Raw genomic sequence first — 14,652 nt, 5'->3', positions numbered from 1 at the left:
GCTTACCATGCCGGGGCTATCCTTTTCAGTACGTTGTCACCCGGACAGGGGTATGCCGCTACCCGGGTTTCGTACGTCATGCTTTGTCTTTCAAAACGATTAACGGCTCGATATCGCTCTCTTTTTTCACCACCAGCGACGAATCGCCGCGCAGGCAGGTACCGCCGTAGTTACCGCCGACGGTAAATGTGCACACCTGAATGTACTTACCGTCCACTTTCGGCAGGCACCACAGCTGCTGGTAGATATTCTTGCGATCGACAAACTGGCCGCTGGTCTTATCCAGAAGTTCATCCTGAGGGCCGATCAGGTCGATATTGTTACCGCAGCGCCCGGAAATAGGCTTCACCGCATAGCCGGTTTTCGCCAGCTCGTCGTTAACCTCAAAATCGGTATCCAGCAGATAGCGATGATGCGGGAACAGCGACCACAGCACCGGCAGAATGGCTTTGTTGCCGGGGATCACCGTCCACAGGGGTTCGAATACCAATACTTCAGGACGCAGCAGGACGTCAATCAGCCGCACCTCATTCTGCGGATGTCCGGTACGAATCGGTACCGCCGCGTACTCCTCGGCGCTGACTTCGCGCACCTGCTCAATGGCGGTTTCCCATGCCCAGGTTTTCCAGACGCAGTTGACCAGCCGCCCGTCGGCGTCGATCAGCTGACCGGCAGCCTCCCAGCGCAGCTCATCAAGGCCAAAGAGAATTTTGCTCTCAAAACCGGCCTGGGTCAGCGAACGCTGAATAAACTGCGCGTGGTAGTTCTCTTCCAGATCCTTGTCCTGCATGATGTGGACGAAGGGCCGCGCCCGGCTGTGTTTCCACGCCCCCGCCAGCTCATCGAGCAGACCTTCCGCCGGATTGTGGCCGGTGCCGTAGTAGCCCTGCTTCAGCCACTGTTCGAGGATCAGCCCGCCTTCGGTATGGCAGGAAGCGGAATCGGCATTGTACTCGTACACCTTCAGCCCGCGCTCGTCCATGCAAAAATCCATGCGCCCGGTGATCATATGATGACGGCGGCGCTGCCACGAGAGGCGCAGACGAGGCCAGAGAATTTTCGGAATATCGAACAGCGCCAGCAGGTTGTCATCCTTCATCACCTTATCGGTGGCGTGCAGATACATCAGGTGCAGCTCGTTGGTGGCTTTGATCAGCTCCTGTTCGGCACTTTCGCTGATGGTGAAATACTGATAGGGATCCTGGTTGATGAAATGACCATTGGCTGCCACGTAGGCTTTCTGCAGCGGGTCTTTCTCGTTCAGCCATTTACCGCGAAACTGGCCGTTGTTTGGCAGCCGCGCGCCTTTGATGGCCATCGCCTCGCCCGGCAGCACCGGCTGCGGCAGGCTGTGTTCGGTATCGGCGGTCTGGATCATCCAGCCTAAAATTTCGGTATCGGCAAAGGTATCTTTGATGGTGTACCGGCCGTCGTTGACCTCGAGGGTCAGCTCGCGGGTCCACTGCTGGCCCTGCGGCAGCGGCGAGTGAATGACGTTCTGCTCGGCGATACGCACCTTATTGCCGACAAGCTGGGTGATCACCGCCACATGGCCGGTGTGCTTAAACTCGCCCCCCTTCTGCCAGATCAGCAGCGAACCAGCGATAGGCGGACGGCGGGAGCCGTTGGCGAAGGCCTGCAGCGGCAGAATATTGTCATTGACCACTTCGCGCAGGAAACGCAGGGAGAAGATTTCATAAGCCATCCCCACATCGGTGAAGACAAAGCCATAGGTCAGGAACAGAAAGCGGCGCGCAAACTCCACGCACTGCCATTTATGCCCCATATACTCATTACCGATGTAGCTGCGAAACGTCGCGTCATCCGGGTAGTCCTGCGGATTTAAGCTACTGTAATTCGATGAATAAATCGCTACGCCACCGGGTGCATAGCCTAACAATGTCCCAAACGGGGCGTCACTGCTTGTCGATCCTTTGCTCATTTAGCCTGACCTCAAATTAATGCAGCCCGGGCAGTTGGCGAAACAAAACTCCCTCTTCTTATCCTGCCGCAGGCACTTACCAGACAGAGGTGTAACGATGATACCACTCATTCGTTTCGCTAATCGTGCCGTTAAGGAAAATAACCCTGCAGCCGGAAACAAAAGTGATATCGTTATCGGTGATATAACAAAAAAACAACGCAACATCAGGAGTCGACAATGAGCACACCCTCGCATCTGAATGCCCAACCGCTGGTCTGGGGACACGGCCCGCGGACGTTTGAGGTGTTCCTTGAGCCCACCTGCCCCTACTCTGTCCGCGCGTTTAATAAACTCGACGATCTGCTCGATGAGGTTGGCGCCGATAACGTGACCATCAAGATACGCCTGCAGTCGCAGCCGTGGCATCTGTTCTCCGGGGTTATCGTCCGCTGCATCCTCGCCGCGTCCACCCTGCCGCACGGCAGAGAGCAGGCGCATAAGGTGATGCAGGCCGTGGCCGACCATCGGGAAGAGTTTGAGTTTACCGATCACTGCAGCGGGCCGAATATGAACGCCACGCCGCAGCAAATCATTGAGCGCATTGAACGCTACAGTCACGTGCTGCTGGGGGCCGCCTTTGCCCGCCCGGAGCTGCAGGACGTGATCAAGTGGCACAGTAAATACGCCCGTCAGAACGGCATCCATGTCTCGCCGACCTTTATGGTCAACGGCCTGGTGCAGCCGGATCTGGGCAGCGGCGATGATGTCAGCGTGTGGGCCGCGCGGATTATGGCCTGAGGTCACCTGCTACACTTTTTGTACATCCACGAGAAAGGCAAACCAGCATGTCAGAGCAAAACTACCAGCCACCAAAAGTGTGGGAATGGAAGCAAAACAGCGGCGGCGCGTTCGCCAACATCAACCGTCCCGTTTCCGGCGCGACTCATGAACGCGTCCTGCCGGTAGGAACCCATCCGCTCCAGCTATACTCACTCGGTACACCCAACGGCCAGAAGGTGACGATCATGCTGGAGGAGCTGCTGGCGCTGGGCGTCAGCGGCGCGGAGTACGACGCCTGGCTGATACGCATTGGCGAAGGGGATCAGTTTTCCAGCGGCTTTGTCGAGATCAACCCGAACTCGAAGATCCCGGCCCTCAGCGACCATTCCACCACGCCGCCGACCCGGGTATTTGAGTCCGGCAACATTCTTCTCTATCTGGCGGAAAAATTTGGTTTCTTCCTGCCGAAAGATCCTGCCGGTCGCACCGAAACCCTCAACTGGCTGTTCTGGCTGCAGGGCGCGGCGCCGTTCCTCGGCGGCGGCTTCGGCCACTTCTATAACTATGCGCCAGTGAAGATCGAGTACGCGATCGACCGCTTTACGATGGAAGCTAAACGCCAGCTCGACGTGCTGGACAAACAGCTCGCCCGCGGTCGCTATGTGGCCGGCGAGGAGTACACCATCGCCGATATGGCTGTCTGGCCGTGGTATGGCAACGTAGTGCTGGGCAATGTCTATAACGCGGCGGAGTTCCTCGACGCCGGGAGCTATAAAAACGTGCTGCGCTGGGCGCAGGATGTCGGCAACCGCCCGGCCGTCAAGCACGGACGCATCGTCAACCGCACCAACGGCCCGCTCAATGAGCAGCTGCATGAGCGCCATGACGCCCGCGACTTTGACACCCAAACGGAAGATAAGCGCCAGGCGTAAGGTCTTCACCCTTTCCCGTTGACGGGAAAGGGTTCCCACCACAGGACGGTTCCGCCTGCGAAGCCGTCCTGTTTAGCTTTCCAGCCGATAGCCCGCCAGAAAATAGCGCATCGCCATACCGGAACCACCTTCTTTGAAGAAATCCATCACCATATCCCTGTCCAGGCCATAGCGACGGGTGAGGATCCCCGCTTCCCAGGCGCTGAGCTGGCGGTCGCCGGTTTTTTCAAACATGCGGTGCGAGTAGCCGAGCACAAACCCGCGTTTATAGTCGGCGCAAAAATTCGCCGCATGCGCGGCGGTGTCAGCATAGGATGCCTGTAGCCCCGCCATTAAGCCTTTGCCAAAATGATTTTCCATCGCGTCCTCCCAATCGTTATATAATAAATTATATAGCGTTTTTTTGAGCGAGCGGTAGCGCTATTTATGACGGTTGCGCTAGCGTAAATACTTCTCAAACCATGCCAGCGTGCGTTGCCAGGCAAGATCAGCCGCAGCCCGATCGTAGCGCGGTGTGGAATCATTATGAAAGCCGTGATTCACGCCCTGATAGAAATAGGCCTCGTAGACTTTATGGTGTTCCTTCAACGCCTGTTCATAGGCAGGCCAGCCTTCATTAATGCCGCTATCGAGGCCGGCATAGTGCAGCAGCAGCGGTGCTTTAATTTTATCAACCTCCTTCAGCGGCGGCTGGCGACCGTAAAACGGCACCGCGCAGGCCAGCTCCGGGATCGCCACCGCCGCCGCGTTGCTGACGCCGCCGCCGTAGCAAAAACCGGTGATACCGACCTTCCCCGTCGCCTGTGGATAGTTCGCCATAAACGCGACCGCCGCAAAAAAATCATTCATCAGCTTCACGGGATCGACTTTCTGCTGTAGGGCGCGGCCTTCATCATCATTCCCCGGATAGCCGCCGACGGCGCTCAGGCCATCCGGCGCCAGCGCGATATACCCCGCTTTCGCTACCCGCCGGGCTACATCTTCAATATAGGGGTTCAGGCCGCGGTTCTCATGCACCACCACCACAGCGGGCGCTTTGTCGGCTATTTTTGTCGGCGTCACCAGGTAAGCCCGCACTTCGCCGTGACCGTCAGGAGAGGGATAATGAATATACTCCGGGCGGATATCCGGGTCGGTGAACGGTACCTGCTCTGCCAGGGCATAGTCGGGCTTCAGCAGATTAAACAGCGCCAGCGCGGTCATCCCGCCGACAGTATATTTCCCCGCCAGCTGGAGAAACTCGCGTTTACTGATTTTGCCGTGGGCATAGTAGTCATAATATTCGAGCAACTGCTGCGGGAAATCTTTGGCCGTTAATCGCGTCATCACCCTGCCTCCGTTGTTAAGCGCTCTTTAAGCAAAGCAGAAGCCCGGACATACGCCAGCCCAGAAAAGCATGAAACGGGGAGAAACAGCCCAGCGGCTAACACCGCCGGGAGAGAAGGGATCAGTGTTTCACTTTGGTCAGACGATCAAGGTAGCCCATCACAAAGGCCGAAAGCACGAAGGTCAGGTGGATAATCACGTACCACATCAGCTTATTGTCCGGGACGTTTTTCGCATCCATAAACACCCGCAGCAGGTGAATAGAGGAGATCGCCACGATGGAGGCGGCAACCTTATTTTTCAGCGAAGTCGCGTCCATTTTGCCCAGCCAGCTGAGTTTTTCTTTACCCTCGTTAATATCCAGCTGCGAGACAAAATTTTCATACCCGGAGAACATCACCATCACCAGCAAACCGCCCACCAGGGTCATATCCACCAGCGACAGCAGGGTCAGAATCATATCCGACTCGCTGACGCTAAAAATATGCGGCAGTATGTGGAAGATCTCCTGAAAAAATTTGATGGTCAGCGCAATCAGACCGAGCGAGAGGCCAAAATAAACCGGCGCCAGCAGCCAGCGCGAGGCGTACATAGCATTTTCCAGAAAGCGTTCCATAAGATCCTGTCAGTTAACATAAACGGCCGCCATTATATCGCAACAGGGTAACGCTTATGCAACATCAGCCGCCCGCGTCATCTGCAGGCGGCCAGAAACGGTTTCTTTAAAGTATGACCTCAAAGTCCTGCAAAGCGGAGTAGCCCTCGCTTTGTAGGCCAACCATTGAAGCAGCCAGCAGGCCAAATTTCGCGCCGACCCATTTTCCCTTCCCGGCAGCAAAACAAAGAGGAACCTTCCGCCACTCCTCCTCGGCTCGCCAGGAAAATGGACACAGGCCGCCTTCGCCTACGACCACCTGCAGCTGACACTTGCCGCACTTAAGCTCAGCAAGAACCTGACGAGTTTCGCGCACCACGCCCGCATCGCTCATCCAACCGTGTCGCCACACGAGCCGGTAACCCCCTTGCCCAAACTCCACCAGCAAAGCGGCGTAGCGTTCGCCGTATACGATCAGGCCTCCGGCATCACCGTCCTGAGCGGCATATAACGTTACGCTTGTTTTCGCGCTAAAAGTTAGCGCCGGGAATTTCTGCAGCAACAGCTGCGGCGCCCAGTATAACGCTCTCTGTCCATCGACTTCGGATAATGGGACGCAGCGTAATCGAAGTTCGCCTTTCGCCGGCAGCAGCCACTCAGGGCTGGGGTTAGCCTGCCACTGCCACTGTATTCCCGGTTGGCCTTGCGCAAAATAGTCGCTGGTTTGCGGCGCCAATGCCGGTGAAGGCGTTAACCCTTTAGGACGCTGCCAACGTAAAACCGGCTGTCCGACGCCGCAGTTGCCAATCTGCTCACCGATACGCGGCCAGCCATCGTTACCCCAGGACATCGGCTGGAGGTGAACCACGCGGCCATAGAGGTGTAAGTCCTGGAAATGAACAAACCAGCATTCGCCCTCCTCACCCTCCACCCAGCCGCCCTGATGTGGTCCATTTATCGAGGTGTTTCCCTGGAAAAGCACGTTTTTGGCTTCCCAGGGCCCCGTCATCTGGCGCGCGCGCAGTACCGTCTGCCAGCCATTTTCAACCCCGCCCGCAGGAGCAAAGATGTAGTACCAACCGGCGCGTTGATAAACCTTTGGCCCCTCAAGGGTAGGTAAATCGCAGCAGCCGTCATAGATAATCTGCCCTTCGCCCAGCAATTCGCTGGCGTCCGGCGCCATCGCAAACAACTGCAGTTTATGCTTGATGCCGCTGCGGCTATGGGCGAAGGCATGTACCAACCAGGCCTGACCATTGTCGTCCCAGAACGGGCAGGGATCTATCCAACCTCTGGCCTCGCGCAGGCAGTGCGGAGCGCTCCATTCCCCCCACGGATCCTCGGTATGGCAGATAAAAATACCTTCATCTGGCGTGCTGAAGCAGACCCACAGCTTGCCATCGTGCCAGCGAATCGACGGCGCCCATACGCCCTTACCCGGCTGATACCGGTCATAACCAGGTAGCGGCAGTTCATCCATAACGTGGTTGATGATAGTCCAATTAACCAGGTCCGTTGAATGCAGGATCGGTAAAGCGGGCACATGGTTAAAACTGGAAGAGACCATAAAGAAATCATCGCCTACGCGCACGATATCCGGGTCGGAATAATCGGCGCATAAGATAGGATTCTGGTATTCAGAAGGGGTCATATTTCGCATCTCCTCAGGCCTTTTCCGGAACGGCGTTTAGCGGCAAATGCGTCTCTGAATGCCCCTGCTGCTGACGCATGGACAGCTCGCGCTGAATTGTCTGCATCATTTTGTCATCCAGCTTATAGAAACGCGCCAGCCACCACAGGAGCAGGTAAGATAGTGATGGACCGAGGGTTAACAGCCCCACAATTCCCATTGTCGCCAGCGGAGTCTGCGCCGTTACGCCCGCCTGATAGCCAAATAGCCCAAGCGAAAAACCTACGGCGGCGCCAGCAACCGCCATGCCCATTTTCAAAGCAAACAGATTACCGGAATAGGATAATCCCGTGATGCGACGGCCAAACTTCCATTCGCCATAATCGGCAGCGTTGGCCATCATGTTCCATTTAAACGGCTGGTACATCTGATGGAAGAAGCCGACCAGGAAGTATAAAGGGAACACCACCGGCAGCCAGGTCGGCGGCACAAAGAACATTACGACGCCAACCAGGACCAGCAGGAGGTTGATATTTTTAAACAGCGATACCGCGCGATAGCGCTTGGCCAGCCATCCGGCGGCGATGCTGCCGATAATCGTGCCAACGACGCTGGTGGAAACAAATGCTGATTTCATGGCCGTTCCCGCCGCTGACTCCACACCGCCTAACATCAGGTAGGTTGCATAATAGAGCGTGGCGGCGCTGCGCATAACCCCGGCCATACTGGAGAAAAAAGTAATTATCGCCACAATACGCCACTGGTCATTCGCCAGCAGCTGACGGAGGTCTTCGCGTATGCTCCCCTGCTGTTCAACAGCTGGAGCCACGCGTTCTTTGGTAGAGAAGAAGCAAAAAGCCAGCATTACAATAGCGATCGCGCCCATGATTCCCATTGTCGCCTGAAAACCAAACTGCTTATTTTCTTTACCGAAAAAATCCACCAGGAACAGGGTTGCGACAGAAACCATCAGACCGGCCAGAGATGAGATCGTAAAACGATATGACTGGGCTGAAAGGCGATCCTTCTCATCACGCGTAATGACTCCGCCCAATGCGCAGTAGGGAATATTGATAAAGGTGTAACACAGCATGAGTAAGGTGTAGGTCAGGTAGGCATAAACCAGTTTACCCGATGCGCCAAATTCCGGAGTCGTGAAGGTCATTACCGCCAGCACGGCATAAGGTACGGCAAACCAGATAAGCCACGGGCGAAAATGGCCCCAGCGGGTCTTTACACGGTCTGCAACAATGCCGGTTAGCGGATCGGTAATCGCATCCAGAACCCGCGTCACCAGGAACATCACTCCGACTGCGGCAGCAGAAAGCCCGTAAATATCCGTATAAAACCATGTCAGAAACATGGTTACCGAAGAGTAAACGATACCGCAGGCTGCATCCCCCATGCCATATCCCAGCTTCTCCGCAAATGACAGTTTATTATCGTGATTCACAATATAATCCCTCTCAGATGAAGTGGTATTCACTGTAGAGGCAGGATAAAAACTATCCTATTGTCATTTTTCGCATCGGGTTTATGTTTTCTGTTAACTGAGAAAGTTGTCACACATCTATAAGATTGGTCTTACAAGTTATTGCGCCACCTATTAAAAAGCTGGCGCAAGGCCAGCCTGAGGAGAAAAGTGGAAAGGGGGAGGTTACTTCGCTTTGACGGTCTCTTCGCCCACCAGCCCGATCTTGAGATAGCCCGCCTGATGCAGGGTATCCATCACTTTCATCATCGTCTCGTAATCGACGGTTTTATCCGCGCGGAAGAAGACGGTGGTATCTTTTTTGCCGGCGGTCAGGCTATCCAGGGCGTTAATCATATTCGCTTCGGTAACCGGGTCGTTGCCGAGGAACATGCTCTTATCCGCCTTCACCGACAGGTAGATGGGTTTTTCCGGTCGCGGTTGCGGCTGGCTGGAGGAGGCCGGCAGATTGACCTTCACGTCGACCGTCGCCAGCGGCGCGGCCACCATGAAGATAATCAGCAGAACCAGCATGACGTCGATAAACGGCGTCACGTTGATCTCATGCATTTCGCCGTTATCGTCCAGGTTTTCATTAAGACGCATCGCCATAGCCGATCAACCTACCCGTAATTTCTGCGCGCTGCGCACCGGCTTCACGCCGCTGGCGCTGAGGTCCAGATCGCGGCTTTGCAGCAGGAGTACCTGAGCGGCGACGTCGCCGAGCGAGGCCTTGTAGCTGCCGATCATGCGGGCGAAGATGTTATAGATGACCACCGCCGGGATGGCGGCGAACAGGCCGATGGCCGTCGCCAGCAGCGCTTCTGCGATGCCCGGCGCTACCACCGCAAGATTGGTGGTCTGGGTCTGGGCGATGCCGATAAAGCTGTTCATGATGCCCCAGACGGTACCAAACAGGCCCACAAACGGGGAAATGGCGCCGATGGTCGCCAGGTAGCCGTTACCGCGACCCATATGGCGACCGACCGCCGCAACGCGGCGCTCAAGGCGAAAACCGGTTCGTTCCTTGATGCCTTCATTGTCTTCGGCACCGGCAGAGAGTTCGAGTTCGTTCTGCGCTTCATTGATAAGCTGGGTGGTGAGGCTTTTCGCCTCAAAGGCGCTGGCGATATCGCTGGCCTGATCGAGAGAGCGGGCTTCTGCCAGCTGCTGCTGTTCACGTTTGAGGCGACGCTTGCTGGCGAGGATTTCCGCCCCTTTACCGAAGAAAATGGCCCATGTGACGACCGACGCCAGAATCAGGCCAATCATCACCACCTTAACGACAATATCGGCATGATGATACATACCCCAAACGGAGAGATCCGCCTGCATCAAATTATTACCCACGCTCTATCTCCACGACGATAATCACAAAATCTGCCCACAATAATATCAAAACGACATCGAATTGATAGTGGTTCTCATTAGTATTTACACTGTGCAGCAAATCACGTTTATTTTCCTTGCGCTTACGCAGTAAAAAAGCGGCTAACCGCGGGCCGGGTAATATTTTCGCCTGTATCGGCGGTGCGCTGGTACAGAAAAGCAGATTCATGTTAGTTTAGACGTCCAGACGTATAAAAACAGGTTCGTCAACATGGCTGATAAACATCTTGATACCGCACTGGTCAACGCCGGGCGGAGCAAAAAGTACACCCAGGGCTCAGTGAACAGCGTTATCCAGCGCGCGTCATCGCTGGTTTTCGACACTGTCGAGGCTAAAAAGCACGCCACCCGCAATCGGGCCAACGGCGAGCTGTTCTACGGTCGTCGCGGCACCCTGACCCATTTCTCGCTGCAGGAAGCGATGTGCGAGCTGGAAGGCGGCGCCGGCTGCGCCCTCTTCCCCTGCGGCGCCGCGGCGGTGGCTAACACTATCCTGGCGTTTGTCGAGCAAGGCGACCATGTGCTGATGACCAATACCGCCTATGAGCCAAGCCAGGACTTTTGTACCAAAATTCTCGCCAAACTCGGCGTCACCACCAGCTGGTTCGATCCCTTAATCGGCGCCGATATCGCCCGTCTGGTTCGCCCTGAGACCCGCGTGGTGTTCCTCGAATCGCCCGGCTCGATCACCATGGAAGTGCACGATGTGCCGGCGATAGTCGCCGCCGTGCGTCAGGTCGCCCCGGAAGCGATTATCATGATCGATAACACCTGGGCGGCGGGGATCCTGTTTAAAGCCCTGGATTTTGGCATTGATATTTCCATTCAGGCAGGCACCAAATACCTGATCGGCCATTCCGACGCCATGGTGGGCACCGCGGTGGCGAACGCGCGCTGCTGGCCGCAGCTGCGTGAAAATGCCTACCTGATGGGGCAAATGCTGGACGCCGATACTGCCTATATGACCAGCCGCGGCCTGCGCACCCTGGGCGTGCGCCTGCGTCAGCATCATGAAAGCAGCCTGCGCATCGCCGAGTGGCTGGCGCAGCACCCGCAGGTGGCGCGGGTAAACCACCCCGCCCTGCCCGGCAGTAAAGGTCATGAGTTCTGGAAACGTGATTTCACCGGCAGCAGCGGGCTATTCTCGTTTGTGCTCAGCAAGCGCCTCAATGATGCCGAACTGGCGGAGTATCTCGACAATTTCAGCCTGTTCAGTATGGCCTATTCGTGGGGCGGCTTTGAGTCGCTGATTCTCGCCAACCAGCCGGAGCAAATCGCCCACATTCGACCGGATGCTGAAGTCGACTTCAGCGGCACGCTGATCCGCCTGCACATTGGTCTCGAAAATGTTGACGATCTGCAGGCGGATTTAGCAGCGGGCTTCGCGCGTATCGTGTAAAGTGACAGTCAGTGGCAACAATAGCGGACGCTTTTTAGCAAAGCGGCCGCTTTTGTTGCGCCCGGGATCAAGGTGCTCGGGCCTCTTCAGGAGTACACTAGTCAACAATACGGTACCACTTAGGAAAGTCCATGGTTGTCATTCAAGAGATTGTCGCCGCGCTGTGGCAACATGATTTTGCCGCATTGGCGAACCCTCACGTTGTGGGCGTTGTATATCTGGTTATGTTCGCGACCCTGTTTCTGGAAAACGGGCTGCTGCCCGCCTCCTTTTTACCGGGAGACAGCCTGCTGCTGCTCGCCGGCGCGCTGATTGCTAAAGGCGTCATGGACTTTGTGCCCACTATCGCCATTCTGACCGCCGCCGCCAGCCTCGGCTGCTGGCTGAGCTATGTGCAAGGGCGCTGGCTGGGCAATACGCAAACGGTGAAAGGCTGGCTGGCGCATCTGCCGCATAAGTACCATCAGCGCGCCACCTGCATGTTTGACCGCCACGGCCTGCTGGCGCTGCTCGCGGGCCGTTTTCTGGCGTTTGTCCGCACCCTGCTGCCAACCATGGCCGGGATTTCTGGCCTGCCGAACCGCCGCTTCCAGTTCTTCAACTGGCTGAGCGCCCTGCTGTGGGTCTGTGTGGTGACGGGTCTTGGCTATGCGCTGAGCATGATCCCGTTTGTGAAGCGCCATGAAGATCAGGTGATGACCTGTCTGATGATCCTGCCGATTGCCCTGCTGCTGGCTGGCCTGCTCGGCACGCTGTTCGTGGTCATTAAAAAGAAATATTGCAGCGCCTGACGCTTACCTGCCGGGGGGCCTGCGCCCGCCCGGCCGCCCTTTCCCGGTATTACATCCCCTGCATCGTGCGAATACGCGCGGCGTCTTCTCCCGGCGTCAAACCGAAGTAGCGCTTAAACTCGCGGCTGAACTGCGAAGGGGTTTCATATCCCACGCGCATCGCCGCCGCGCTGGCCTTCATGCCGTCATGGATCATCAGCATTCGTGCTTTATGCAAACGGTAGTTTTTCAGATACTGCAAAGGAGAAGTGCTGGTCACCGCTTTAAAATTATGGTGAAACGCTGACACACTCATATTCGCTTCCGCCGCCAGCCGATCGACGCTGAGGTTTTCGGTGTACTGGCTTTCGATATGCTTGAGCACGCGACTTATCAGGCTGAAGTGGGTCTGCCGGCTGACCAGCGCCAACAGCGCGCCGCCGCAGGGCCCCGTCAGCACATAATACAGAATTTCGCGGACGATTTGCTTGCCCAGGATCCGTGCGTCCAGCGGCCGCTCCATCACGTCAAGCAGCCGTTCGGCAGCGCACAGAATATCCTCCGAGAGTACCGCGGAGTTTATCCCGCTGGAGGCGACCGCAGGCTGAAACAGCGGATCTTCGCCAATATCCATCAGCAGCTCTTGCAGTTGCAGGATATCGACGTTCAGGCGCATCCCGGCGAGGGGCACCTCCGGGGTGGCAAAGGTTTCGCACTCGAAAGGTAGCGGCACGGTCAGCAGTAAATATTCGTTTGTATCGTAGCGAAAAGTCCGCTCATTGATATAACCAATTTTATGGCCCGAAAAGAGAAAAACGATCCCCGGCTGATACATCACCGGCGTCCGGGGCCCCGGTTGCGTTCCGTACAGCAAACGGACGTCAGGCAGCAACGAACTTAACATTTCGTGCTTATCTTTCAGCAGGTTAATCTTCTCCGTTAATGTCCGACATATCTCTGCGTGTTGCATTGCCACCGTCTCTCCCGATGTTTCTTCACCTGTACATTGTGCGCAGGCCGCTACAAATTCTCCAGCCATATGGAGAAATAGGCAAGACATCGGCAGGAATGTGCATTGAGGGTCAACGGCGCCAGGACCACAATAACCTTCATCGGGCAGCGGTATCGTCCCTGTCGACGGTTTTACTCTTTGGAGGACTTAAGCAATGAATAATTTCGACCTGCATACCCCAACCCGCATTCTGTTTGGCAAAGGCGCGATTGAAAAGCTGCGTGAACAGATCCCGGCGGAAGCCCGCGTACTGATCACCTACGGCGGCGGCAGCGTCAAAAAAACAGGCGTCCTGGATCAGGTCCTCACCGCTCTGAATGGCCTGGATGTCCTTGAATTTGGCGGCATCGAGCCGAACCCGTCTTACGAAACCCTGATGAATGCGGTGAAACTCGCCCGGGAAGAGAAAGTGACCTTCCTGCTGGCGGTCGGCGGCGGTTCGGTGCTGGATGGCACCAAGTTTATCGCTGCAGCAGCCCACTACGACGCGGATATCGATCCGTGGGAAATTCTGGAAACCTATGGCAGCAAAATTGCCAGCGCCATTCCAATGGGCTCGGTACTGACTCTGCCAGCGACCGGTTCTGAATCCAACAAAGGCGCGGTCATATCGCGGAAAACCACCGGCGACAAACGCGCGTTTATGTCTTCGCACGTCCAGCCGCAGTTCGCGATCCTCGATCCGGTTTATACCTATACCCTGCCGCCGCGCCAGGTCGCGAACGGCGTGGTTGACGCCTTCGTCCATACCGTCGAGCAGTACGTGACCTACCCGGTAGACGGCAAAATCCAGGACCGTTTCGCCGAAGGCATTCTCTTGACCCTGATCGAGGATGGCCCGAAAGCCCTGCAGGAACCGGAGAACTATAACGTGCGCGCCAACATTATGTGGGCGGCGACGCAGGCGCTGAACGGCCTGATCGGCGCAGGCGTGCCACAGGACTGGGCGACGCATATGCTCGGCCACGAGCTGACGGCGATGCACGGCCTGGATCACGCCCAGACGCTGGCTATCGTGCTGCCGGCGCTGTGGAATGAGAAACGCGATGCCAAGCGCGAGAAGCTGCTGCAGTATGCCGAGCGCGTGTGGAATATTACCGAAGGCTCTGACGACCAACGTATCGATGCCGCCATCGCCGCAACGCGTCAGTTCTTCGAGCAGATGGGCGTGCCGACCCGCCTTTCCGATTACGGTCTCGACGGTAGCTCCATCCCGGCGCTGCTGGCGAAACTGGAAGAGCACGGCATGACTAAACTGGGCGAACATCAGGATATCACCCTGGACGTCAGCCGCCGTATCTACGAGGCTGCACGCTAAGCACTCCCCGCCTGATTCACCTCTCCTTACGTTAAACAAACGCCGGGGAGAGGTGTTTTTACTACCGTTTTTAGCTATTTCGTCCAGACTTAATGCTACCCCTCGG

General features: G+C 56.4%; 15 protein-coding genes. 5 read left to right on the top strand and 10 right to left on the bottom strand.

What is annotated here, in order from left to right:
- Nucleotides 1-76 precede the first annotated feature (76 nt).
- Nucleotides 77-1,942, bottom strand: a complete 1,866-nt coding sequence (gene gss, locus DR88_RS09635; RefSeq protein ID WP_004149826.1) for a bifunctional glutathionylspermidine amidase/synthase — start codon at nucleotides 1,940-1,942, stop codon at nucleotides 77-79.
- Nucleotides 1,943-2,018: 76 nt separating this feature from the next.
- Nucleotides 2,019-2,141: a hypothetical protein gene (locus DR88_RS30935; RefSeq protein ID WP_004217169.1), complete on the bottom strand. Its 123-nt coding sequence runs from the start codon at nucleotides 2,139-2,141 to the stop codon at nucleotides 2,019-2,021.
- A 20-nt stretch (nucleotides 2,142-2,161) separates the two neighbouring features.
- Here DR88_RS30935 and DR88_RS09640 point away from each other — a divergent pair, with 20 nt between their 5' ends.
- Nucleotides 2,162-2,722: a DsbA family protein gene (locus DR88_RS09640; protein WP_004150918.1), complete on the top strand. Its 561-nt coding sequence runs from the start codon at nucleotides 2,162-2,164 to the stop codon at nucleotides 2,720-2,722.
- 47 nt (nucleotides 2,723-2,769) lie between these two features.
- Nucleotides 2,770-3,636, top strand: a complete 867-nt coding sequence (gene yghU, locus DR88_RS09645; protein WP_025862129.1) for a glutathione-dependent disulfide-bond oxidoreductase — start codon at nucleotides 2,770-2,772, stop codon at nucleotides 3,634-3,636.
- A gap of 72 nt (nucleotides 3,637-3,708) precedes the next feature.
- On the opposite strand, the gene DR88_RS09650 is transcribed toward yghU, so the two are convergent.
- The 7 genes from DR88_RS09650 to exbB form a co-directional block, all read right to left on the bottom strand.
- A complete protein-coding gene (locus DR88_RS09650) occupies nucleotides 3,709-3,996 on the bottom strand; it encodes a DUF2623 domain-containing protein (RefSeq protein WP_002916743.1) in 288 nt (95 codons plus the stop codon).
- Between the two features lie 78 nt (nucleotides 3,997-4,074).
- Complete coding sequence (gene yghX, locus DR88_RS09655) at nucleotides 4,075-4,962, bottom strand: YghX family hydrolase (RefSeq protein WP_004144560.1); 888 nt, start codon at nucleotides 4,960-4,962, stop codon at nucleotides 4,075-4,077.
- Nucleotides 4,963-5,083: 121 nt separating this feature from the next.
- Nucleotides 5,084-5,578, bottom strand: coding sequence for a TIGR00645 family protein (locus tag DR88_RS09660; RefSeq protein WP_004105804.1), 495 nt, complete (start codon nucleotides 5,576-5,578; stop codon nucleotides 5,084-5,086).
- Between the two features lie 106 nt (nucleotides 5,579-5,684).
- Complete coding sequence (locus DR88_RS09665; RefSeq protein ID WP_025862128.1) at nucleotides 5,685-7,208, bottom strand: glycoside hydrolase family 43 protein; 1,524 nt, start codon at nucleotides 7,206-7,208, stop codon at nucleotides 5,685-5,687.
- A gap of 13 nt (nucleotides 7,209-7,221) precedes the next feature.
- Entirely contained in the window at nucleotides 7,222-8,640 is a 1,419-nt protein-coding gene (locus DR88_RS09670; protein WP_002916782.1) for a glycoside-pentoside-hexuronide (GPH):cation symporter, read from the bottom strand.
- 204 nt (nucleotides 8,641-8,844) lie between these two features.
- Complete coding sequence (gene exbD, locus DR88_RS09675; protein ID WP_002916785.1) at nucleotides 8,845-9,270, bottom strand: TonB system transport protein ExbD; 426 nt, start codon at nucleotides 9,268-9,270, stop codon at nucleotides 8,845-8,847.
- A gap of 6 nt (nucleotides 9,271-9,276) precedes the next feature.
- Nucleotides 9,277-10,008 (bottom strand): tol-pal system-associated acyl-CoA thioesterase, encoded by a 732-nt coding sequence (gene exbB, locus DR88_RS09680; protein WP_004174395.1) that lies wholly within the window; start codon nucleotides 10,006-10,008, stop codon nucleotides 9,277-9,279.
- A gap of 250 nt (nucleotides 10,009-10,258) precedes the next feature.
- Here exbB and metC point away from each other — a divergent pair, with 250 nt between their 5' ends.
- Together metC and yghB are read left to right on the top strand one after the other, a co-directional pair.
- Nucleotides 10,259-11,446 carry a cystathionine beta-lyase gene (gene metC / locus DR88_RS09685; RefSeq protein WP_004149836.1) on the top strand — a complete coding sequence of 396 codons (1,188 nt, stop codon included), beginning with the start codon at nucleotides 10,259-10,261 and terminating at the stop codon, nucleotides 11,444-11,446.
- A gap of 131 nt (nucleotides 11,447-11,577) precedes the next feature.
- Complete coding sequence (gene yghB, locus DR88_RS09690; protein WP_002916791.1) at nucleotides 11,578-12,237, top strand: DedA family general envelope maintenance protein YghB; 660 nt, start codon at nucleotides 11,578-11,580, stop codon at nucleotides 12,235-12,237.
- A gap of 49 nt (nucleotides 12,238-12,286) precedes the next feature.
- Here yghB and DR88_RS09695 read toward each other — a convergent pair whose 3' ends face one another.
- Nucleotides 12,287-13,186, bottom strand: a complete 900-nt coding sequence (locus DR88_RS09695; protein ID WP_032443946.1) for an AraC family transcriptional regulator — start codon at nucleotides 13,184-13,186, stop codon at nucleotides 12,287-12,289.
- Between the two features lie 196 nt (nucleotides 13,187-13,382).
- Between DR88_RS09695 and yqhD the strand changes: the two genes are divergently transcribed.
- Nucleotides 13,383-14,546 (top strand): alcohol dehydrogenase, encoded by a 1,164-nt coding sequence (gene yqhD, locus DR88_RS09700; protein ID WP_004144551.1) that lies wholly within the window; start codon nucleotides 13,383-13,385, stop codon nucleotides 14,544-14,546.
- Nucleotides 14,547-14,652 lie beyond the last annotated feature (106 nt).

The organism is Klebsiella pneumoniae (assembly GCF_000742135.1).
In the GTDB taxonomy this organism is placed as follows: domain Bacteria; phylum Pseudomonadota; class Gammaproteobacteria; order Enterobacterales; family Enterobacteriaceae; genus Klebsiella; species Klebsiella pneumoniae.
Note: the sequence above shows the minus strand (reverse complement) of the source record. Positions and strands in the feature narration are given on the sequence as shown.